Source organism: Pseudomonas sp. BBP2017 (assembly GCF_003024385.1).
Taxonomy (GTDB): Bacteria; Pseudomonadota; Gammaproteobacteria; order Pseudomonadales; family Pseudomonadaceae; genus Aquipseudomonas.
Genome location: NZ_PVZN01000024.1, coordinates 1 through 20,748, shown reverse-complemented (window position 1 = coordinate 20,748; position 20,748 = coordinate 1). Strand labels below are relative to the sequence as shown.

The 20,748-nt window shown below is 58.7% G+C and carries 18 protein-coding genes and 2 tRNA genes; 19 read left to right on the top strand and 1 reads right to left on the bottom strand.

All coding sequences use genetic code 11. The annotated features are described in order from the left end of the window. Window positions 1-80 precede the first annotated feature (80 nt). Genes carB through C6382_RS22055 form a run of 3 tightly spaced genes read left to right on the top strand, consistent with a single transcriptional unit; the run spans window position 81 to window position 4,205 of the window. Window positions 81-3,302: a carbamoyl-phosphate synthase large subunit gene (gene carB / locus C6382_RS22065; protein WP_107026439.1), complete on the top strand. Its 3,222-nt coding sequence runs from the start codon at window positions 81-83 to the stop codon at window positions 3,300-3,302. After that, a complete protein-coding gene (gene greA / locus C6382_RS22060) occupies window positions 3,299-3,781 on the top strand; it encodes a transcription elongation factor GreA (protein WP_178082823.1) in 483 nt (160 codons plus the stop codon). Before carB ends, greA begins: the two co-directional genes overlap by 4 nt. Then, window positions 3,759-4,205: an MFS transporter gene (locus C6382_RS22055; RefSeq protein ID WP_178082822.1), complete on the top strand. Its 447-nt coding sequence runs from the start codon at window positions 3,759-3,761 to the stop codon at window positions 4,203-4,205. The genes greA and C6382_RS22055 overlap by 23 nt, the downstream gene beginning before the upstream one ends. 12 nt (window positions 4,206-4,217) lie before the next feature. Here the strand turns inward: C6382_RS22055 and yhbY are convergent, their stop codons facing one another. Then, window positions 4,218-4,526 carry a ribosome assembly RNA-binding protein YhbY gene (gene yhbY, locus C6382_RS22050; RefSeq protein ID WP_038606752.1) on the bottom strand — a complete coding sequence of 103 codons (309 nt, stop codon included), beginning with the start codon at window positions 4,524-4,526 and terminating at the stop codon, window positions 4,218-4,220. 101 nt (window positions 4,527-4,627) lie between these two features. On the opposite strand from yhbY, the gene rlmE reads away from it, so the two are divergent. The 16 genes from rlmE (at window position 4,628) to C6382_RS21970 (ending at window position 20,553) form a co-directional block, all read left to right on the top strand. Continuing rightward, a complete protein-coding gene (rlmE, locus tag C6382_RS22045) occupies window positions 4,628-5,251 on the top strand; it encodes a 23S rRNA (uridine(2552)-2'-O)-methyltransferase RlmE (protein WP_107026437.1) in 624 nt (207 codons plus the stop codon). A gap of 212 nt (window positions 5,252-5,463) precedes the next feature. After that, complete coding sequence (gene ftsH, locus C6382_RS22040) at window positions 5,464-7,362, top strand: ATP-dependent zinc metalloprotease FtsH (RefSeq protein WP_107026436.1); 1,899 nt, start codon at window positions 5,464-5,466, stop codon at window positions 7,360-7,362. An 8-nt stretch (window positions 7,363-7,370) separates the two neighbouring features. Then, on the top strand, window positions 7,371-8,222 hold the full coding sequence (gene folP / locus C6382_RS22035) for a dihydropteroate synthase (protein ID WP_107026435.1): 852 nt from the start codon (window positions 7,371-7,373) through the stop codon (window positions 8,220-8,222). 16 nt (window positions 8,223-8,238) lie between these two features. After that, window positions 8,239-9,579: a phosphoglucosamine mutase gene (gene glmM / locus C6382_RS22030; protein WP_107026434.1), complete on the top strand. Its 1,341-nt coding sequence runs from the start codon at window positions 8,239-8,241 to the stop codon at window positions 9,577-9,579. A 66-nt stretch (window positions 9,580-9,645) separates the two neighbouring features. Continuing rightward, window positions 9,646-10,401: a triose-phosphate isomerase gene (tpiA, locus tag C6382_RS22025; protein ID WP_107026433.1), complete on the top strand. Its 756-nt coding sequence runs from the start codon at window positions 9,646-9,648 to the stop codon at window positions 10,399-10,401. 3 nt (window positions 10,402-10,404) lie between these two features. Then, a complete protein-coding gene (secG, locus tag C6382_RS22020; protein ID WP_107026432.1) occupies window positions 10,405-10,791 on the top strand; it encodes a preprotein translocase subunit SecG in 387 nt (128 codons plus the stop codon). A 19-nt stretch (window positions 10,792-10,810) separates the two neighbouring features. Further along, window positions 10,811-10,896, top strand: a tRNA-Leu gene (locus C6382_RS22015). 97 nt (window positions 10,897-10,993) lie between these two features. After that, a tRNA-Met gene (locus C6382_RS22010) sits at window positions 10,994-11,070 on the top strand. A 129-nt stretch (window positions 11,071-11,199) separates the two neighbouring features. Further along, window positions 11,200-11,658, top strand: a complete 459-nt coding sequence (gene rimP / locus C6382_RS22005; protein WP_158262118.1) for a ribosome maturation factor RimP — start codon at window positions 11,200-11,202, stop codon at window positions 11,656-11,658. A gap of 59 nt (window positions 11,659-11,717) precedes the next feature. Beyond that, window positions 11,718-13,199, top strand: coding sequence for a transcription termination factor NusA (gene nusA / locus C6382_RS22000; RefSeq protein WP_107026431.1), 1,482 nt, complete (start codon window positions 11,718-11,720; stop codon window positions 13,197-13,199). A gap of 27 nt (window positions 13,200-13,226) precedes the next feature. Beyond that, window positions 13,227-15,725 (top strand): translation initiation factor IF-2, encoded by a 2,499-nt coding sequence (gene infB / locus C6382_RS21995; RefSeq protein ID WP_107026430.1) that lies wholly within the window; start codon window positions 13,227-13,229, stop codon window positions 15,723-15,725. Between the two features lie 121 nt (window positions 15,726-15,846). Beyond that, entirely contained in the window at window positions 15,847-16,245 is a 399-nt protein-coding gene (gene rbfA, locus C6382_RS21990; RefSeq protein WP_107026429.1) for a 30S ribosome-binding factor RbfA, read from the top strand. Window positions 16,246-16,248: 3 nt separating this feature from the next. After that, on the top strand, window positions 16,249-17,166 hold the full coding sequence (gene truB, locus C6382_RS21985) for a tRNA pseudouridine(55) synthase TruB (protein ID WP_038606780.1): 918 nt from the start codon (window positions 16,249-16,251) through the stop codon (window positions 17,164-17,166). Between the two features lie 152 nt (window positions 17,167-17,318). Continuing rightward, window positions 17,319-17,588 (top strand): 30S ribosomal protein S15, encoded by a 270-nt coding sequence (rpsO, locus tag C6382_RS21980; RefSeq protein ID WP_010222985.1) that lies wholly within the window; start codon window positions 17,319-17,321, stop codon window positions 17,586-17,588. A gap of 250 nt (window positions 17,589-17,838) precedes the next feature. Then, window positions 17,839-19,944 (top strand): polyribonucleotide nucleotidyltransferase, encoded by a 2,106-nt coding sequence (pnp, locus tag C6382_RS21975; protein WP_107026428.1) that lies wholly within the window; start codon window positions 17,839-17,841, stop codon window positions 19,942-19,944. A gap of 258 nt (window positions 19,945-20,202) precedes the next feature. Beyond that, complete coding sequence (locus tag C6382_RS21970) at window positions 20,203-20,553, top strand: BON domain-containing protein (RefSeq protein ID WP_107026427.1); 351 nt, start codon at window positions 20,203-20,205, stop codon at window positions 20,551-20,553. Window positions 20,554-20,748: the final 195 nt, after the last annotated feature.

Genomic DNA, 20,748 nt, shown 5'->3' with positions numbered 1-20,748 from the left:
GGTGCAAGCCGCGTTCAGGTGCCGCCCCACGATTGTTCAATGCGGCTTGCCGACTGACCTGCGGAATTGAGTGACAACCCATGCCAAAACGTACAGACATTAAAAGCATCCTGATTCTCGGCGCTGGCCCGATCGTGATCGGCCAGGCCTGCGAATTCGACTACTCCGGCGCCCAGGCCTGCAAGGCCCTGCGCGAGGAAGGCTATCGCGTCATCCTGGTGAACTCCAACCCGGCCACCATCATGACCGACCCGGCCATGGCCGACGCCACCTACATCGAGCCGATCAAATGGCAAACAGTGGCCAAGATCATCGAAAAAGAGCGCCCTGATGCGCTGCTGCCAACCATGGGTGGCCAGACTGCGCTGAACTGCGCCCTGGACCTGGAGCGCGAAGGCGTTCTGGAGAAATTTGGCGTGGAAATGATCGGCGCTAACGCCGACACCATCGACAAGGCTGAAGACCGTTCGCGCTTCGACACCGCCATGAAGGCCATCGGCCTGGAGTGCCCGCGCTCGGGTATCGCCCACAGCATGGAAGAAGCCAACGCGGTGCTCGAGAAGCTCGGCTTCCCGTGCATCATCCGTCCGTCCTTCACCATGGGCGGCACTGGTGGCGGTATTGCGTACAACCGTGAAGAGTTCGAAGAAATCTGCGCCCGTGGTCTGGACCTGTCGCCGACCAAAGAGCTGCTGATCGACGAGTCGCTGATCGGCTGGAAAGAGTACGAGATGGAAGTCGTCCGCGACAAAAAGGACAACTGCATCATCGTCTGCTCGATCGAAAACTTCGACCCGATGGGCGTGCACACCGGTGACTCGATCACCGTGGCTCCAGCACAGACCCTGACCGACAAGGAATACCAGATCATGCGCAACGCCTCGCTGGCGGTGCTGCGTGAAATCGGTGTCGAGACCGGTGGTTCCAACGTGCAGTTCGGTATCTGCCCGGATACCGGCCGCATGGTCGTGATCGAGATGAACCCGCGGGTATCGCGTTCCTCGGCCCTGGCATCGAAAGCCACCGGCTTCCCGATCGCCAAGATCGCCGCCAAGCTGGCTGTCGGTTACACCCTCGACGAGCTGCAGAACGACATCACCGGCGGCCGCACCCCGGCTTCCTTCGAGCCGTCGATCGACTACGTCGTTACCAAGCTGCCACGTTTCGCCTTCGAAAAATTCCCGAAAGCCGACGCTCGCCTGACCACCCAGATGAAATCCGTGGGTGAAGTCATGGCCATCGGCCGGACCTTCCAGGAATCCCTGCAGAAAGCCCTGCGCGGTCTGGAAGTTGGCGTATGCGGCCTGGACCCGAAAGTCGACCTGGCCAGCCCTGACGCTGCCAGCATCCTCAAGCGCGAACTGACCGTGCCGGGCGCCGAGCGTATCTGGTACGTGGCTGACGCCATGCGCTCGGGCATGACCTGTGACGAAATCTTCGCCCTGACCGGTATCGACCACTGGTTCCTGGTGCAGATGGAAGACCTGATCAAGGAAGAAGAGAAGGTCAAGACCCTGGCCCTGTCGGCGATCGACAAGGAGCTGATGCTGCGTCTGAAACGTAAGGGCTTCTCCGACCAGCGTCTGGCCAAGCTGCTGGGTATCACCGACAAGAACCTGCGTCGCCACCGTCACAAGCTGGAAGTGTTCCCGGTCTACAAGCGCGTCGACACTTGCGCCGCCGAGTTTGCCACCGACACCGCCTACCTGTACTCGACCTACGAGGAAGAGTGCGAGGCCAACCCGTCGACCCGCGACAAGATCATGATCCTCGGTGGCGGTCCAAACCGTATCGGTCAGGGTATCGAGTTCGACTACTGCTGCGTACACGCGGCACTGGCGCTGCGTGAAGACGGTTACGAGACCATCATGGTCAACTGCAACCCGGAAACCGTCTCCACCGATTACGACACCTCCGACCGTCTGTACTTCGAGCCGCTGACCCTGGAAGACGTGCTGGAAGTGGTTCGCGTCGAGAAGCCAAAAGGCGTGATCGTCCACTACGGCGGCCAGACTCCGCTGAAACTGGCGCGTGCCCTGGAAGAGGCCGGTGTACCGATCATCGGTACCAGCCCTGACGCCATTGATCGTGCTGAAGACCGTGAGCGTTTCCAGCAGATGGTTCAGCGCCTGAACCTGCTGCAGCCGCCAAACGCCACCGTGCGCAGCGAAGACGAAGCGATTCGTGCTGCCGGTGTTATCGGTTACCCGCTGGTGGTGCGTCCGTCCTACGTGCTGGGCGGCCGTGCGATGGAAATCGTCTACGAACTGGACGAGCTCAAGCGCTACCTGCGTGAAGCGGTGCAGGTGTCCAACGACAGCCCGGTACTGCTCGACCACTTCCTCAACTGCGCCATCGAGATGGACGTGGATGCGGTCTGCGACGGCAAGGACGTGGTGATCGGCGCGATCATGCAGCACATCGAACAAGCCGGTGTTCACTCCGGTGACTCGGCTTGCTCGCTGCCGCCGTACTCGCTGCCAGCCCATGTTCAGGACGAAGTCCGCGAGCAGGTCAAGAAAATGGCCCTGGAGCTGGGTGTTGTCGGCCTGATGAACGTCCAGCTGGCGCTGCAGGGCGACAAGATCTACGTGATCGAGGTCAACCCGCGCGCTTCGCGTACCGTGCCTTTCGTCTCCAAGTGCATCGGCACTTCGCTGGCGATGATTGCCGCGCGCGTCATGGCGGGCAAATCGCTGAAAGAAATCGGTTTCACCAAGGAAATCATTCCTAACTTCTACAGCGTCAAAGAAGCGGTGTTCCCGTTTGCCAAGTTCCCGGGTGTTGACCCGATCCTCGGCCCAGAGATGAAATCCACCGGTGAGGTCATGGGTGTCGGCGACAGCTTCGGTGAAGCGTTCGCCAAGGCCCAGATGGGTGCCAGCGAAGTGCTGCCGACCGGCGGTACTGCGTTCATCAGCGTGCGTGACGACGACAAGCCACAAGTGGCCGGTGTTGCTCGTGACCTGATCGCCCTGGGCTTCGAAGTGGTTGCCACCGTCGGTACCGCCAAGGTGATCGAAGCGGCTGGCCTGAAAGTGCGTCGCGTGAACAAGGTGACCGAAGGTCGTCCGCACGTGGTCGACATGATCAAGAACGACGAAGTGTCGCTGATCATCAACACCACCGAAGGCCGCCAGTCGATCGCCGACTCCTACTCGATTCGTCGCAATGCGTTGCAGCACAAGATTTACTGCACCACCACCATTGCGGCCGGTGAAGCCATCTGCGAAGCGCTGAAGTTTGGTCCGGAAAAGACCGTTCGCCGTTTGCAGGATCTGCATGCAGGACTCAAAGCATGAGCATTACCAAGTACCCGATGACCGTCCGGGGCGCTCGCGCCCTGGAGGAAGAGCACCTTTTCCTGAGCAAGACCGAACGTCCGCGCCTGAGTCAAGCCATTGGTGAGGCTCGCGAGCTGGGCGATCTCAAGGAAAACGCCGAGTACCACGCTGCCCGTGAAGAGCAGGGTATGGTCGAGGCGCGTATTCGCGATATCGAAGGCCGTCTGCAGAACTCGGTGGTGATCGACGTCACCACCATCGCCCACACCGGCAAGGTTATTTTCGGCACCACCGTGGACCTGGAAAACACTGAGACCGGCGAGCAGGTGACTTACCAGATCGTTGGTGAGGACGAAGCGGACGTCAAGCAAGGCAAACTCTCGGTCGGTGCTCCGATCGCTCGCGCCATCATTGGCAAGGAAGAGGGTGATACCGTGGTGATCAAGACGCCAAGCGGTACGGTCGAGTACGAGATTGTCGAAGTCAAACACATCTGACCGTCGCCGGGGCTTTGCTGCCGCCCCGGCAATCTGGCAACTGGCCCAGGTGTTCTGGGTTGGGGGCCTGTGGATGCTGCATTTCGGTCTGCTGCCGGCGTTGGGGCAGATTGGCCTGGCGCCGCTGCTGATCGAAGACATTGGCAGCCTGATGGCATCGTTGCTGGTGGCGTTTGCGGCGTTTTGCGCAGGCGTGCAGGCACTGGTGCTGATTCAGGCGCAGGGCCTGGCCAGCCTGTGGCGGGACATGCGGGGGCAGTTGTTGTCGATGGCAATGCTGGCGTGCGTGGCGTATTTCGCCTTGCGCGTGGGCATGCCGGGGGAATTGCGCTGGCAGCTGTTCTGCTACCTGGTATTGGGTCTTGCCGGCTTGCTGCTGGTCATGCAGCCGGTGCCGGGCAGGGCGCGCAGGGCGCGCCACTGACCGCGGCGAACATCACTTGTAGCGATGAATGTTCGACAGTTGCTTGTTCGGCTGTGGGTTGCGGCGATAGATCAGCGCCTTTTTGCCGATGGTCTGTACCAGTTCGGCGCGACCGGCTTTGCACAGTGCGGCGATAGCGGCGGCACGTTCTTCCCGATCTTCCGAACGAATCTCGACCTTGATCAGTTCGTGATCGGCCAGAGCGCGTTCGAGTTCGGCGATAACGCCCTCAGTCAGCCCATTGCCTGCCACAATCAGAACTGGTTTCAGATCGTGGCCAATGGATTTGTACTGTTTCTTCTGCTCGTTATTGAGCGGCATAATCTGACCCTTGTGTCTGATTCTGTAAAAATGGCGGCCATTTTACCCGAGGGCCCGTGGATCCGCCCAGTTAATCACGACCCTAATCATCGAGGTGCCCAGTGGCGCGTTCCAAGACAAGCCTTGGCTGGCTGAAAGAACACTTCAACGATCCTTACGTCAAAAAGGCGCAAAAGGATGGTTATCGCTCGCGAGCGAGCTACAAATTGCTGGAAATTCAGGAAAAGTACCGGATTATCCGCCCTGGTATGAGCGTAGTCGATCTCGGTGCGGCGCCGGGTGGCTGGTCGCAGGTGACCAGTCGTCTGATTGGCGGTCAGGGCCGTCTGATCGCCTCGGACATCCTGGAAATGGACAGTATTCCGGACGTTACCTTTGTTCAAGGCGACTTCACCCAGGACGAAGTGCTGGAGCAGATCCTTGCGGCGGTCGGTAATTCACACGTAGACCTTGTGATTTCCGATATGGCCCCCAATATGAGTGGTACGCCCGCTGTGGATATCCCCAAGTCCATGTTCCTGTGTGAACTGGCCCTTGATCTGGCGAGCCGAGTACTCAAGCCGGGTGGGGATTTCCTGATCAAGATTTTCCAGGGCGAAGGGTTTGACGTCTATCTGAAGGACGCTCGTCAGAAATTCGACAAGGTTCAGATGATCAAGCCTGATTCTTCGCGGGATCGCTCCCGCGAGCAGTACTTGCTGGCGAGGGGTTATCGCGGCGAGTAAGGCTTCAGGCCGGTGGCTTTCAGGGTGTCCGATAGTTTTTTCCAATCGACTGTCCTGCCTGACCTGGATGAACATCGTGTAGTCTAGGTTTCACAAAGGGTTACAGACGGCGCCTGCAGATGTGTAGGTTATGTAGTAAGTTAGGCCGGTGAATATCATGCGAGGCACGGCTGCGCCGTCAGCCGGCTTCAGAGGGTAGCTAATTGAACGATATGGCAAAGAACTTGATCCTGTGGTTGATCATCGCGGCTGTCCTGGTGACAGTGATGAACAACTTCTCCAGCCCGAATGAGCCACAGACCCTCAACTATTCCGACTTCATTCAGCAGGTCAAGGATGGCAAGGTCGAGCGCGTAGCGGTCGATGGCTATGTCATCACCGGCAAGCGGACCGATGGCGACAGCTTCAAGACCATCCGTCCGGCCATCCAGGACAACGGCCTGATCGGTGATCTGGTCGACAACCACGTCGTGGTTGAAGGCAAGCAGCCTGAGCAACAGTCCATCTGGACCCAGCTGCTGGTCGCCAGCTTCCCGATCCTGGTCATCATTGCCGTATTCATGTTCTTCATGCGCCAGATGCAAGGTGGTGCGGGCGGCAAGGGCGGGCCGATGAGTTTCGGCAAGAGCAAGGCGCGTCTGCTATCCGAAGACCAGGTCAAGACCACGCTGGCCGATGTCGCAGGTTGCGACGAAGCCAAGGAAGAGGTTGGCGAGCTGGTAGAGTTCCTGCGCGATCCAGGCAAGTTCCAGCGCCTGGGCGGCCGTATCCCTCGTGGTGTGCTGATGGTCGGCCCACCGGGTACCGGTAAAACCCTGCTGGCCAAGGCCATTGCTGGTGAAGCCAAGGTACCGTTCTTCACCATCTCCGGTTCCGACTTCGTCGAAATGTTCGTCGGTGTGGGCGCCAGCCGTGTTCGCGACATGTTTGAACAGGCCAAGAAACACGCACCGTGCATCATCTTCATCGACGAAATCGATGCCGTTGGTCGCCATCGTGGTGCCGGTATGGGTGGCGGTCACGACGAGCGCGAGCAGACCCTCAACCAGTTGCTGGTGGAGATGGATGGCTTCGAGATGAATGACGGTATCATCGTCATCGCTGCGACCAACCGTCCTGATGTGCTCGACCCGGCGCTGTTGCGTCCTGGCCGCTTCGACCGTCAGGTTGTGGTTGGCTTGCCGGACATTCGCGGTCGTGAGCAGATACTCAAAGTACACATGCGCAAAGTGCCCGTCGGCGACAACGTCAACCCTGCGGTTATCGCCCGCGGTACGCCTGGTTTCTCCGGCGCCGACCTTGCCAACCTGGTCAACGAAGCCTCGCTGTTCGCTGCTCGAGGTGGTAAGCGCGTCGTCGAAATGAAAGAGTTCGAGCTGGCCAAAGACAAGATCATGATGGGTGCCGAGCGCAAAACCATGGTCATGTCCGAGAAAGAGAAGCGCAATACTGCTTATCACGAAGCGGGTCATGCCATCGTTGGTCGTGTTGTGCCTGAGCATGATCCGGTCTACAAGGTGTCGATCATTCCGCGTGGTCGCGCCCTGGGTGTCACCATGTTCCTTCCTGAGGAAGACCGTTATAGCCTGTCCAAGCGTGCGCTGATCAGCCAGATCTGCTCGCTGTACGGCGGCCGTATCGCCGAGGAAATGACCCTTGGCTTCGACGGTGTGACTACCGGTGCTTCCAACGACATCATGCGTGCCAGCCAGATTGCCCGGAACATGGTCACCAAGTGGGGCCTGTCGGAAAAACTCGGGCCGCTGATGTATGCCGAAGAAGAAGGTGAAGTGTTCCTGGGTCGCAGCGCCGGTTCTCAGCACGCCAGCGTCTCGGGCGAAACGGCCAAGCTGATCGACTCCGAGGTGCGCAGCATCATCGATCAGTGCTACGCCACCGCCAAGCAGATCCTTACGGAAAACCGCGACAAGCTCGACGCCATGGCTGATGCGTTGATGAAGTACGAGACCATTGATGCCGAGCAGATCGACGACATCATGGCGGGTCGTACTCCGCGCGAGCCGCGTGACTGGGAAGATGGTTCGGGTACGCCTGCACAGCAGAGTGATCGCCCTGAATCGCCGATTGGCGGGCCGGCCGCGCAAATCTAAGGGCTCTTATGACGTCACAGCAGTACCCAACCCGGTTGCCTTGCGGCAACCGGGTTCTTGATTTGTCCCGTACCCATGTCATGGGTATCCTCAATATCACTCCCGATTCCTTCTCCGATGGCGGTCGTTTCACCCAGCGTGATGCGGCATTGCGTCATGCCGAGGCGATGGTGGCTGCCGGCGCGACCCTGGTCGATGTCGGTGGCGAGTCCACTCGCCCTGGTGCTCGAGCGGTGTCTGCGCTTGAAGAGCTGGAGCGCGTTGCGCCGATCGTCGAAGCTATCAATCGTGAGCTCGATGTGATCATCTCGGTTGATACCTCGACGCCAGCGGTCATCCGCGAGTCGGCCAGGCTCGGTGCCGGGCTGATCAATGATGTGCGCTCGCTCAGTCGTGACGGCGCTCTGGACGCCGCCGCAGCCACCGGTTTGCCGGTGTGTCTGATGCATATGCGCGGCGAGCCGGGCGACATGCAGGACAACCCCTATTATCAGGATGTCACCGCCGAGGTAGCGAGCTATCTTGAACAGCGGATCAGGGCTTGTGCAGCAGTCGGTATCGAGGCCGGGCGGATTATCCTCGATCCGGGTTTCGGCTTTGCCAAGACGCTGGAGCACAATCTTAGCCTGTTCAAACACATGGAAGCGCTGTATCGGCTGGGGCGTCCCTTGCTGGTGGGTGTTTCGCGTAAGAGCATGATCGGCCTGGCCCTTGGGCGTCCGGTCGGAGAGCGGCTCTATGGCAGCCTTGCCCTGGCTGCACTGGCGATGACCAAGGGGGCGAGCATCCTGCGTGTTCACGATGTCGCCGAAACCGCCGATGTAGTGCGGATGATTGCAGCGGTTCAAGCCGCCGAATAAGCGTGATGGAGCATCTATGAGCAGAAAATATTTTGGTACCGACGGTATTCGTGGCCGTGTCGGTGAGTACCCCATCACCCCTGACTTCATGTTAAAGCTCGGCTGGGCGGCAGGCATGGCCTTTCGCAAGCAAGGTGCCTGCCGGGTTCTGGTTGGCAAGGACACGCGTATTTCTGGCTACATGTTCGAGTCGGCCCTGGAGGCCGGCTTGTCCGCCGCAGGCGCAGATGTGCTGCTGCTCGGGCCAATGCCTACCCCCGCCATTGCCTACCTGACCCGAACTTTTCATGCCGAGGCAGGTATTGTTATCAGTGCCTCGCACAATCCGCATGACGACAACGGCATCAAGTTTTTCTCCGGTCAGGGCACCAAGTTGCCCGACGAAGTCGAGTTGATGATCGAAGAGTTGCTTGATCAGCCTATGACGGTTGTCGAGTCGAGCAAGCTGGGCAAGGTGTCGCGAATCAATGACGCTGCCGGGCGCTATATCGAATTTTGCAAGAGCAGCGTGCCGACCAGTACCGATTTTGCCGGCCTCAAACTGGTGATCGATTGCGCTCATGGTGCGACCTACAAGGTGGCGCCAAGCGTGTTTCGCGAGCTCGGTGCCGAAGTTACGGTGCTCTCGGCGCAGCCGGACGGCCTGAATATCAACGAAAACTGCGGTTCAACCCATATCGAGTCGCTGCAGGCGGCGGTGCTGGTCGGTCATGCCGACCTGGGTATTGCCTTTGACGGCGACGGTGACAGGGTGCTGATGGTCGACCATACCGGTGCGATCGTAGATGGTGACGAACTGCTGTTCATCATCGCCCGAGACCTGCATGAGCGTGACAAATTGCAGGGCGGGGTCGTTGGTACGCTGATGAGTAACCTCGGTCTGGAGCTGGCACTCAAGGATCTCGACATTCCGTTTGTGCGCGCCAAGGTCGGAGACCGTTACGTAATGGCTGAGCTGCTCGAGCGCGATTGGGTCATCGGTGGTGAGAACTCCGGCCATGTGGTGTGCTGCAACCATACCACCACAGGGGACGCAATCATCGCAGCGCTGCAGGTGCTGATGGCGCTCAAGCGACGTGGCGAAACCCTGGCTCAGGCTCGCCAGGCCCTGCGCAAATGCCCGCAGGTGTTGATCAATGTGCGCTTTGGCGCCAGCAAGGTCGACCCTTTGGCGCATCCGGCAGTCAAGGAGGCCTCTGCCCGGGTAACCGAGGAAATGGCCGGGCGTGGTCGTGTGTTGTTGCGCAAGTCCGGAACAGAGCCATTGGTGCGAGTAATGGTCGAAGGCGATGACGAAAGTCAGGTTCGCGCCCACGCCGAAGCCCTGGCAAAACTGGTAAGTGAAGTTTGCGTTTGAAATACGCTTGCCAGCAGTGATCGGGTTGGGTAACATCTGCGCCCACTTTGACCGACGAGGTACAGCATGCGTCGCCCTATGGTAGCTGGTAACTGGAAGATGCACGGTACCCGCGCCAGCGTCGCTGAGCTGATCAAGGACTTGAGTAGTCAGGCCTTGCCGAGCGGTGTTGAGGTCGCGGTGTTTCCTTCCTCGCTGTACATCAATCAGGTGATTGATGGGTTGCAGGGTAAGTCGATCGCCGTTGGCGCTCAGAATTCTGCGGTACAGCCTGAGCAAGGCGCGCTGACCGGTGAAGTTGCACCGAGCCAGCTGGCTGAGGCAGGTTGCGAGCTGGTACTGATTGGGCACTCCGAGCGCCGCCAGATCATTGGCGAGAACGACGAAGTCCTCAATCGCAAGTTCGCTGCGGCACAGGCTTGTGGTTTGAAGCCAGTGCTCTGTGTAGGGGAAACCCTCGAAGAGCGCGAAGCGGGTAAAACGCTTGAGATTGTCGGGCGTCAGCTGGACAGCGTCATCGAAGCGTTCGGTGTTGATGTCTTCGCCAGTGCGGTGATTGCTTATGAGCCTGTATGGGCCATCGGTACAGGGCTGACAGCCTCGCCACAGCAGGCTCAGGATGTGCATAAGGCCATTCGCGAGCAGCTTGCGGCAAAGAACCCGGAAGTCGCGAAGAATGTGCGGCTTCTATACGGCGGCAGCGTGAAGGCGGCCAATGCGGCTGAACTGTTCGGCATGCCGGATATCGATGGGGGCCTGATTGGTGGGGCTTCTCTGAACGCAGACGAATTCGGTGCAATTTGTCGCGCCGCAGGAAACTGAAAAATGCTGGAAACAGTGATCGTTGTTTTGCATCTGTTGGGCGCACTGGGTTTGGTAGTGCTGGTGTTGCTGCAACAGGGTAAAGGTGCGGAAGCGGGTGCATCTTTCGGCGCAGGTGCTTCAAATACTGTGTTCGGAAGCCAAGGTTCTGCTACCTTTCTGAGTAAGTTTACTGCTATACTAGCTGCCTCTTTCTTCTTAACTGCTCTTGGGTTAGGATACTTTGCTAAAGAGAAAGCTCATGAGCTGACTCAGGTAGGGTTGCCAGATCCAGCGGTACTTGAAGTGAAGCAGCAAAAACCGGCAACAGATGATGTACCGGTGCTCCAGGAGCAGAAGAGCGAAGCCACTAACACTGGCGATGTTCCTCCCGCTAAAGAGCAGAAGTAACGGGTTTCAAAGTAGTATTGCCGAGGTGGTGGAATTGGTAGACACGCAACCTTGAGGTGGTTGTGCCCATAGGGTGTAGGGGTTCGAGTCCCCTTCTCGGTACCAATTGAAACAAGACAGCCCGCTACAGCGGGCTTTCTTGTAGGTGGAGGTTAGATTGACCCTAACAGGGTTCGGTCGTATACTTTCGCCCCAGCTTTGTCGCGGGGTGGAGCAGTCTGGTAGCTCGTCGGGCTCATAACCCGAAGGTCGTTGGTTCAAATCCAGCCCCCGCAACCAGTTTCAGCGGAGCCCCTTTTGCAGGGGCTTTTTCTTGGCTGAACAGTCATAACGCCGGTATTCAACGGCGTATCAGGGATGGGCGCTTTGCCCATTTTTTATTTGCATAGCATGCACGAGGGGGTTCAGGTGTCGAGCAAGCTAGAACAGTTGCAGGCCTTGTTGGCCCCGGTGGTCGAGGCTCTTGGCTATCAATGCTGGGGGATCGAATTCATCTCTCAAGGCAAACATTCGGTCCTGCGTATCTATATTGATAAAGAAGATGGCGTACTGGTTGATGACTGCGCAAAAGTCAGTCACCAGGCTAGCGCGATCCTCGATGTCGAAGATCCGATCAGTTCCGAATACACCCTTGAAGTGTCCTCTCCTGGCATGGATCGCCCACTGTTCACCTTGGAACAGTTTGCTTCGCATGCCGGCGAACAAGTGAAGATCAAGCTGCGTACGCCCTTTGAAGGTCGTCGTAACTTTCAGGGCCTTCTCCGTGGCGTGGAGGATCAGGACGTGGTTGTTCAGGTAGACAACAACGAATTCCTGTTGCCGATCGATTCGATCGACAAGGCCAACATTATTCCCAGTTTTGACTGAGACGTGCCGGATCCCGCGGACTGCGCGGATCCAATGGCTTGCGAAGGGCGAGGCGTACGATGAGCAAAGAAGTACTGCTGGTTGTTGAGTCGGTATCCAACGAAAAGGGCGTACCGGCCAGCGTAATTTTTGAAGCGCTGGAAGTGGCTCTGGCCACTGCAACCAAAAAACGTTTTGACGACGAAGTTGACCTGCGTGTGGAAATCAATCGCCACACCGGTAGCTACGAAACTTTCCGTCGCTGGACTGTCGTCGAAGAAAAGGATCTGGACGATCCGGCGATCGAAGTGTGGCCGGCGAAAATTCAGGACACTCATCCTGAAGCGAAGGTCGGTGACGTGATCGAAGAAAAGATCGAGTCGATCGAGTTCGGTCGTATTGCCGCCCAGACCGCCAAGCAAGTCATCGTCCAGAAGGTCCGTGAAGCCGAGCGCGCTCAGGTGGTAGATGCCTACCGCGAGCGTCTGGGCGAGATCATCTCCGGTACCGTCAAGAAGGTTACCCGTGACAACGTCATCGTCGACCTGGGCAACAACGCCGAAGCGTTGCTGGCCCGTGAAGACATCATCTCTCGCGAGACTTTCCGTGTCGGTGTGCGCTTGCGCGCCCTGCTCAAGGAAATCCGCACCGAGAACCGCGGCCCACAGTTGATCCTGTCGCGTACCGCGCCACAGATGCTGATCGAACTGTTCCGCATCGAAGTGCCGGAAATCGCCGAGGGCCTGATCGAAGTCATGGCCGCGTCCCGTGATCCGGGCTCGCGTGCCAAAATCGCCGTACGCTCCAAGGACAAGCGCATTGACCCGCAAGGTGCCTGCATTGGCATGCGCGGTTCGCGTGTCCAGGCGGTGTCCGGTGAACTGGGCGGCGAACGTGTCGACATCGTCCTGTGGGACGACAACCCGGCACAGTTCGTCATCAACGCAATGTCGCCGGCTGAAGTCGCGGCGATTATCGTCGATGAAGATGCCCACGCCATGGACATCGCTGTGGGTGCCGACAATCTGGCCCAGGCGATTGGCCGTGGTGGCCAGAACGTGCGTCTTGCCAGCCAGTTGACCGGCTGGACCCTGAACGTGATGACCGAATCGGACATCCAGGCCAAGCAGCAAGCTGAAACCGGTGACATCCTGCGCAACTTCATCGACGAGCTGGAAGTCGACGAAGAACTGGCACAGGTGCTGGTCGATGAAGGCTTCACCAGCCTGGAAGAGATTGCCTACGTACCGTTGGAAGAAATGCTCAACATCGACGGCTTTGACGAAGACATCGTCAATGAGCTTCGTGCTCGTGCCAAGGATCGTTTGTTGACCAAAGCCATCGCTACTGAGGAAAAGCTGGCAGACGCCCATCCGGCCGAAGACCTGCTCTCGCTTGAGGGTATGGACAAGGATTTGGCGATGGAACTGGCGGTGCGCGGCGTAGTTACCCGCGAAGACCTGGCCGAGCAGTCGATTGACGACCTGCTCGACATCGACGGCATCGACCAAGAGCGTGCCGGCAAGTTGATCATGGCCGCCCGAGCCCACTGGTTCGAGTAATTAGGCGCGGCCTGAGGAGAGAAGTGCATGACGCAAGTCACGGTGAAAGAATTGGCCCAAGAGGTCGCTGCACCGGTAGAGCGCCTGCTGCAGCAGATGCGTGAGGCAGGTCTGCCGCACACCGACGCCGGTCAGGTAGTGACCGATAATGAGAAGCAGGCTCTGCTGGCTCATTTGAAGAGCAGCCACAAGGCGAAGGTGGAAGAGCCGCGCAAGATAACCTTGCAGCGCAAGACCACCAGCACCCTGCGTGTTGCCGGTAGCAAGAGCATCAGCGTAGAAGTACGCAAGAAGAAAGTATTCGTTCAGCGCAGCCCGGAAGAAATCCAGGCCGAGCAGAAGCGCGAGCTGGAAGAGCGCCGCGCAGCCGAAAACGCTGCCCGTGAGAAGGCCAACACCGAAGCACGTCAGCGTGCCGAGGAAGAAGCCCGTCGCCAGCCAGCTGCAGCACCTGCCGCCGCTGCCCCGGTTGCCCCGGCTCCGGCCCCGGTGATCGAGTCTGCCGACGCCGCTCCGGCACCGGTTGCCGAGCGCAAGAAAGATGACGTGCGTCGCAACGACAAGTCGCGTGACGACGATCGTCGTGGCGGTGAGCGTCGTAACGAAGCGCCACGCGTTTCGGTCAAGGTCAAGGAAAAGGAAAAGGCGCCAACCCCGCGTGCCGCTCCGCGTACCACCGACGAAGAAAGCGATGGCTTCCGTCGTGGTGGCCGTGGCAAGGGCAAGCCGAAGAAGCGCAATGCCCATGGTTTCCAGAGCCCGACCGGTCCGGTTATCCGTGACGTGCAGATCGGCGAGACCATCACGGTTTCCGACCTGGCCAACCAGATGTCCGTCAAGGGCGCTGAAGTGGTCAAGTTCATGTTCAAGCTGGGCACTCCGGTGACCATCAACCAAGTGCTCGATCAGGAGACCGCTCAGCTGGTCGCCGAAGAGCTGGGCCACAAGGTCACTCTGATCAGCGACACTGCCCTGGAAGACTCCCTGGCCGAATCGTTGAAGTTTGAAGGCGAGACCGAGACCCGTGCGCCGGTCGTGACCGTAATGGGCCACGTTGACCACGGTAAGACCTCGCTGCTCGACTACATCCGTCGTGCCAAGGTAGCTGCTGGCGAAGCCGGTGGTATCACCCAGCACATCGGTGCCTACCACGTGGAAACCGACCGCGGTATGGTCACCTTCCTCGATACTCCTGGTCACGCTGCGTTTACCGCCATGCGTGCCCGTGGTGCCAAGGCTACCGACATCGTGATCCTGGTGGTCGCGGCGGACGACGGTGTGATGCCGCAAACCCGTGAAGCCGTTCAGCATGCCAAGGCTGCTGGCGTTCCACTGGTTGTTGCAGTGAACAAGATCGACAAGCCGGGTGCCGACCTCGATCGCATCCGTAACGAGCTGTCCGTCGAAGGCGTTACCTCCGAGGATTGGGGTGGTGACACGCCGTTCGTCAAGGTTTCCGCGAAGATGGGTACCGGTGTCGACGAACTGCTTGAAGCCGTTCTGCTGCAAGCCGAGATCCTCGAGCTCAAGGCCACGCCATCGGCCCCGGGTCGTGGTGTTGTCGTCGAGTCGCGTCTGGACAAGGGCCGCGGCCCTGTGGCTACCGTACTGGTTCAGGACGGTACCCTGCGTCAGGGCGATATGGTCCTGTGCGGTTCTAACTACGGCCGAGTACGGGCCATGCTTGACGAAAACGGCAAGCCTGTTAAAGAAGCCGGTCCGGCTATCCCGGTCGAGATCCTCGGCCTGGACGGTACCCCGGACGCTGGCGACGAGCTGTCGGTAGTGGCTGACGAGAAGAAAGCCCGTGAAGTCGCGCTGTTCCGTCAAGGCAAGTTCCGCGAAGTCAAACTGGCTCGCGCACATGCCGGCAAGCTCGAAAACATCTTCGAGAACATGGGCCAGGAAGAGAAGAAGACCCTCAACATCGTCCTCAAGTCCGATGTTCGTGGTTCTCTCGAGGCCCTGCAGGGCTCCCTGAGCGGCCTGGGCAACGACGAAGTACAGGTTCGTGTTATCGGCGGCGGTGTCGGTGGTATCACCGAGAGCGACGCCAACCTGGCCCTGGCTTCCAATGCAGTACTGTTCGGCTTCAACGTGCGTGCCGATGCCGGTGCGCGCAAGATCGTCGAGCAGGAAGGTCTGGATATGCGTTACTACAACGTGATCTACGACATCATTGAAGACGTCAAGAAAGCCCTGACCGGTATGCTCGGCAGCGATGTTCGCGAGAACATCCTGGGTATCGCCGAAGTGCGTGATGTGTTCCGTTCGCCGAAGTTCGGCGCCATTGCTGGCTGTATGGTCACCGAGGGTGTGGTTTACCGCAACCGTCCGATTCGCGTTCTGCGCGAAGACGTGGTGATCTTCGAAGGCGAGCTGGAATCGCTGCGTCGCTTCAAGGACGATGCGTCCGAAGTACGTGCCGGCATGGAATGCGGTATCGGCGTGAAGAGCTACAACGACGTCAAAGTCGGCGACAAGATCGAAGTCTTCGAGAAAGTCCAAGTGGCTCGTACGCTCTAAGCATCGAGCATGGGAGGCGCGAAACGCCCGTCGCAAGGCGGTCGCCAGCGCCTCTGAACGCAACGCCCGGTCAGGCTCAAGCCTGGTCGGGCGTTTGCCGCTTTAGTTACAGGTAGCAAAAATGGCCAAAGAATATAGCCGTACCCAACGCATTGGCGATCAGATGCAGCGCGAGCTCGCGCAGCTGATTCGTCGCGAAGTCAAAGATCCACGCGTGGGCCTTGTGACCATCACTGCCGTCGACGTCAGCCGCGATGTTGGCCACGCCAAGGTGTATATCACCGTGATGGGGCAGGACAGCGCTGAAGACATCAAGCAAAGCCTTAAAGTGCTCAATAGCGCCGCAGGTTTCCTGCGCATGCAATTGGGCAAGGAAATGAAACTGCGCAGTGTGCCGCAGCTGCATTTCCACTACGACGAAAGCGTGACGCGTGGCGCCCATCTGTCGGCGCTGATCGAGCGTGCTGTTGCCGAAGACAGCCAGCATCAGGCCGCTGATACCGCGGACACCAAGGAGTAAGCGGTGGCCCAGGTCAAACGTATTCGCCGTAACGTCAGTGGCATCATCCTGCTCGACAAACCGTTGGGGTTTACCTCCAACGCTGCTCTGCAGAAGGTTCGCTGGCTGCTCAATGCCGAGAAGGCCGGTCATACTGGCAGTCTCGACCCGTTGGCCAGTGGCGTGCTGCCGCTGTGCTTCGGTGAGGCCACCAAGTTTTCCCAGTATCTGCTCGATTCCGACAAAGGTTACGAGACGGTCATGCAGCTGGGGCAGACCACCACCACCGGCGATGCCGAAGGTGAAGTGCTGAAAACCCGCGAAGTGACCGTTGGTCGTGCCGATGTTGAAGCCGTCCTGCCACAATTTCGTGGTGAAATCAGTCAGATACCGCCGATGTACTCGGCCCTCAAGCGTGACGGGCAGCCGCTGTACAAGCTCGCCCGTGCAGGTGAAGTAGTGGAGCGCGAGGCGCGTTCTGTTACTATTAACCGCTTGGAGTTGCTCGAGTGCGAAGGCACCCGTGTTCGGCTGTCAGTCGGCTGCAGCAAAGGCACCTACATCCGCACCCTGGTCGAAGATATCGGCGAGATGCTTGGCTGTGGCGCCTATGTTGCCGAACTGCGTCGCACGCACGCCGGGCCCTTTGAACTGGCGCAGACGGTGACCCTCGAAGAACTCGAAGCGGTTCACGCCGAAGGTGGCAACGAAGCGGTTGATCGCTTCCTGATGCCTTCGGACAGCGGCCTGCAAGACTGGCCTCTGCTGCAATTCTCCGAGCATAGCGCTTTCTACTGGCTGCATGGTCAGCCGGTCAGAGCCCCCGACGCGCCGAAGTTCGGCATGGTCCGGGTACAGGATCACAACGGTCGTTTCATCGGTATCGGTGAAGTGAGCGAAGACGGGCGCATCGCGCCACGTCGACTGATTCGGTCGGAATGATCGAAACCTTCAGTGTCAGGTGAAAGCCTGGCACTGGTGGCAAAGAGGATGGCTGTTAATAGGCACGGTTACGCCTCACTTTTAAATACAGGGATTTGTCCCTGGCCTATTGGAAACCGTTTGTTCGGTTTCCCTTGATTTGGAGAAGCCAGATGGCACTCAGCGTTGAAGAAAAAGCAAAGATCGTTGGCGAATACCAGCAAGCCGCCGGTGACACCGGTAGCCCAGAAGTGCAAGTTGCACTGCTGACCGCCAACATCAACAAGCTGCAAGGCCACTTCAAGGCCAACGGCAAAGACCACCACTCCCGTCGTGGTCTGATCCGCATGGTTAACCAGCGTCGTAAGCTGCTGGACTACCTGAAGGGCAAAGACACCACTCGTTACAGCGCCCTGATCGGTCGTCTGGGTCTGCGTCGCTAATAGCGGCCTGACCAGTGGTGTGCACGGCGTGTTGCATTCTTCGCTCCCGATGCCTGGCATCGGGAGCGATGAGCACGCCGCGCGTATCTATGAGGTTGGCTGTCTGTCTCGTCTGAGCGGTTTTCCGCAAGGGCAGGGCAGGCTCCCAACCTCTAGTTTTATCTGGACTGCGCTCAGGGCCGATTCCCTGTGCTGCCCAAGAATTCGCAAGAACCCGTTCCCCCAGAGCCACTGAAGAAGGTAGGAAACCGTGAACCCGGTAATCAAGAAATTCCAGTTCGGTCAATCGACCGTTACCCTCGAGACGGGCCGTATTGCTCGTCAAGCGTCCGGCGCCGTATTGGTCACCGTCGACAACGATGTCACCGTACTGGTGACCGTGGTCGGTGCCAAACAGGCCGATCCAGGCAAAGGCTTCTTCCCCCTGTCCGTTCACTATCAGGAAAAGACCTACGCCGCCGGCAAGATCCCTGGTGGTTTCTTCAAGCGTGAAGGCCGTCCTTCCGAGAAAGAAACCCTGACCTCGCGTCTGATCGACCGTCCGATCCGTCCGCTGTTCCCAGAAGGCTTCATGAACGAAGTGCAGGTTGTCTGCACCGTCGTTTCCACCAGCAAGAAGACCGATCCGGACATCGCTGCGATGATCGGTACCTCGGCTGCGCTGGCAATCTCCGGCATTCCATTCGAAGGCCCGATCGGTGCCGCGCGCGTTGCTTTCCATGAAAGCACCGGCTACCTGCTGAACCCGACCTACGAGCAACTGGCCGCCTCGAGCCTGGACATGGTCGTTGCCGGCACTTCCGACGCCGTGCTGATGGTTGAATCGGAAGCCAAAGAGCTGACCGAAGACCAGATGCTGGGCGCCGTACTGTTCGCCCACGACGAATTCCAGGCTGTTATCCAGGCTGTCAAAGAGCTGGCCGCCGAAGCTGCCAAGCCTACTTGGGACTGGACTGCCAAGGCTGAGAACACTTCCCTGCTGAGCGCCATTCGCGCTGAACTGGGCGAAGCGGTTTCCCAGGCTTACACCATCACCGTCAAGGCCGACCGTTACGCTCGCCTGGGCGAACTGCGCGATCAGGCGATTGCCAGGTTCTCCGGTGAAGAAGGTCAGCCATCGGCCGGCGAAGTCAAAGAGATCTTCGGCGAAATCGAATACCGCACCGTTCGCGAAAACATCGTTAACGGCAAGCCACGTATCGACGGCCGCGACACCAAGACCGTACGTCCGCTGAACATCGAAGTCGGTGTTCTGCCGAAAACTCACGGTTCGGCCCTGTTCACCCGTGGCGAAACTCAGGCCCTGGTCGTTGCGACCCTGGGTACTGCCCGTGACGCCCAGCTGCTGGACACCCTCGAAGGCGAGAAGAAAGACCCCTTCATGCTGCACTACAACTTCCCGCCGTTCTCGGTGGGCGAGTGTGGTCGCATGGGCGGTGCTGGCCGTCGTGAAATCGGTCACGGTCGTCTGGCCCGTCGTTCGGTCCAGGCCATGCTGCCTGCCGCTGACGTGTTCCCGTACACCATCCGCGTGGTATCGGAAATCACCGAATCCAACGGTTCCAGCTCGATGGCTTCGGTCTGCGGTGCTTCCCTGGCTCTGATGGATGCCGGTGTACCGATGAAGGCGCCGGTTGCCGGTATCGCCATGGGCCTGGTTAAAGAAGGCGAGAAGTTTGCCGTTCTGACCGACATCCTCGGTGACGAAGACCACCTGGGCGACATGGACTTCAAAGTTGCTGGTACCGCCAAAGGTGTTACCGCGCTGCAGATGGACATCAAGATCAACGGCATCACCGAAGAGATCATGGAAATCGCCCTGGGCCAGGCCCTGGAAGCGCGCCTGAACATCCTCGGTCAGATGAACCAGATCATCGGTCAGTCGCGTAGCGAGCTGTCGGAAAATGCTCCGACCATGATCGCCATGAAGATCGACACCGACAAGATCCGTGACGTCATCGGTAAAGGCGGTGCGACCATCCGTGCCATCTGCGAAGAGACCAAGGCTTCGATCGATATCGAAGACGACGGCTCGATCAAGATCTTCGGTGAAACCAAAGACGCCGCTGAAGCTGCTCGTCAGCGCGTTCTGAGCATCACCGCGGAAGCCGAGATCGGCAAGATCTACGTCGGTAAGGTTGAGCGCATCGTCGACTTCGGTGCCTTCGTCAACATCCTGCCGGGTAAGGACGGTCTGGTTCACATCTCCATGCTGAGCGATGCTCGCGTCGAGAAAGTGACCGACATCCTCAAAGAAGGTCAGGAAGTTGAAGTACTGGTACTGGACGTCGACAACCGCGGCCGTATCAAGCTGTCGATCAAGGACGTTGCTGCTGCCAAGGCATCCGGCGTCTAAGAACGTAGCGTAAAAAGGAAGGACCCTCCGGGGTCCTTTTTTTATGCCTGCAGCTATGGCCTTGCGGACCTGCATCTTGCATGCAGAGTTTTACCGAGGCTTGCAAATTGCACGATTGCGGTTTTTCTGTTGTTAGCAAGTTGTTGATTTATAAGGAAATAATTAATTCAGAAAGCTGGCGCAGACCCTGCTACGGTAGTTATACACCTGCTGCCAGGACTGACGGCGCAGACTTTTCGAAAAACAGGAGTGTCTCGTATGAAGAAGTTCGCTATCGCTGCGGCTACTGCCACCACCCTGACGCTGACCCTGGCTAACGCGGCATTCGCCCAACAGCCTGCTCAGACGCCGCTGACCGTTGCTGCCGGTGAAATAGACAAAGCAACAGAAGCGACCACTGACACCTGGATCACCACCAAGGTCAAAGCTGACCTGATGACCGAGAAAGGCGTACCTGGCACTGACATCAAGGTCGAGACCAATAAAGGTGTGGTTTCCCTGTCTTCGGATGTCGCCTTGACTGCCTCACAGAAAGATATGGCCGTGGCGATCACCAGGAAAATCGAAGGTGTGAAGGCCGTTTCGGCTGATGGCTTGAAGACCGAGTAAGCATTTGTCCCGATGGGATGGTAATGCGTTTATCGCGGGGCAAGCCCGCTCCCACCGGAATCATCAAACCTGTGGGAGCAACTGTCTTCACCATGCTATTCGTCACCGCCATTCGGTACCGTCGCGTAGCATGGCGTTCAGCCTGATCAGCAGTATCCGCATGCAGGCAATGAGCGCGACTTTCGCGCTCTTGCC

Bases quoted from the DNA above. Each gene is read 5' to 3' on its own strand.
- rbfA (WP_107026429.1), top strand. From the start codon at position 15,847: ATGGCCAAAGAATATAGCCGTACCCAACGCATTGGCGATCAGATGCAG.
- folP (WP_107026435.1), top strand. From the start codon at position 7,371: ATGACGTCACAGCAGTACCCAACCCGGTTGCCTTGCGGCAACCGGGTT.
- ftsH (WP_107026436.1), top strand. From the start codon at position 5,464: ATGGCAAAGAACTTGATCCTGTGGTTGATCATCGCGGCTGTCCTGGTG.
- secG (WP_107026432.1), top strand. From the start codon at position 10,405: ATGCTGGAAACAGTGATCGTTGTTTTGCATCTGTTGGGCGCACTGGGT.
- carB (WP_107026439.1), top strand. From the start codon at position 81: ATGCCAAAACGTACAGACATTAAAAGCATCCTGATTCTCGGCGCTGGC.
- rpsO (WP_010222985.1), top strand. From the start codon at position 17,319: ATGGCACTCAGCGTTGAAGAAAAAGCAAAGATCGTTGGCGAATACCAG.
- greA (WP_178082823.1), top strand. From the start codon at position 3,299: ATGAGCATTACCAAGTACCCGATGACCGTCCGGGGCGCTCGCGCCCTG.
- infB (WP_107026430.1), top strand. From the start codon at position 13,227: ATGACGCAAGTCACGGTGAAAGAATTGGCCCAAGAGGTCGCTGCACCG.
- yhbY (WP_038606752.1), bottom strand. From the start codon at position 4,526: ATGCCGCTCAATAACGAGCAGAAGAAACAGTACAAATCCATTGGCCAC.
- nusA (WP_107026431.1), top strand. From the start codon at position 11,718: ATGAGCAAAGAAGTACTGCTGGTTGTTGAGTCGGTATCCAACGAAAAG.
- tpiA (WP_107026433.1), top strand. From the start codon at position 9,646: ATGCGTCGCCCTATGGTAGCTGGTAACTGGAAGATGCACGGTACCCGC.
- glmM (WP_107026434.1), top strand. From the start codon at position 8,239: ATGAGCAGAAAATATTTTGGTACCGACGGTATTCGTGGCCGTGTCGGT.
- C6382_RS21970 (WP_107026427.1), top strand. From the start codon at position 20,203: ATGAAGAAGTTCGCTATCGCTGCGGCTACTGCCACCACCCTGACGCTG.